The sequence below is a fragment of the Vogesella mureinivorans genome, from assembly GCF_007644035.1.
GTDB classification, from domain to species: Bacteria; Pseudomonadota; Gammaproteobacteria; order Burkholderiales; family Chromobacteriaceae; genus Vogesella; species Vogesella mureinivorans.
In genome coordinates, this window is the sequence record NZ_VMTV02000180.1 from 1 (window position 1) to 639 (window position 639).

Here is a 639-nt window from a genome sequence, read left to right on the forward strand (position 1 = left end):
GTTTGTGGGGACCTTAGATAGCTTTAGTCAAAAACTATTACGTGAATTTGCTTTTGAAAGTGGCAAGATTGAACGTGCAGAAATTACTGATGATGCAAAAAGGCTACCAGTGCAATAAAATTTTTCACCATTGACCACATAGCCATGTTCAGTTTGACTGATTTGGGTATGCTTTTGTGCTGCCGTTTTGGTTTTAAATTCTGCCAAAGCATTACCAAAGCGAGCACCTTCAAGCACTTCCTGATAAAGCTTTTGTTGTTGTTGTGCTGTACCTGTATTGCGTAATACTTCTAAAGCATAAAAATGGTTTTGTGGAATTTGACCGATAGAGCCATCCACACCACTGAACAAAGCAATGACTTTGGCAACAGTATGGCTGGATACCTCAGCACCCCCATATTGTTTTGGCACAGTGATTGCCCACAATCCTGACTGACTGAAAGCCTCAATTTCTTCAAAAGGTAAGAGGCGTTCAGCGTCACGTAAAATCGCATCTTGCTTAAATTGTTGGCTTAGTTTTTCTGCAATCTCTAAGGCTATACTGAACACCTAAACCAAGGTTCCAATAACCTTCAGTTGGACCAAGAGTTGTAATAGGGTTACCCGCACCTGAGTCCCAACCAACAGATACATTTCCAG

At 41.2% G+C, this 639-nt stretch carries 1 protein-coding gene; it reads right to left on the reverse strand.

Annotation, left to right across the window (positions count from 1 at the left end; translation table 11 throughout):
* Positions 1-27: 27 nt before the first annotated feature.
* On the reverse strand, positions 28-549 hold the full coding sequence (locus FLQ44_RS07685) for an acyl-CoA dehydrogenase family protein (protein ID WP_206208728.1): 522 nt from the start codon (positions 547-549) through the stop codon (positions 28-30).
* Positions 550-639: the final 90 nt, after the last annotated feature.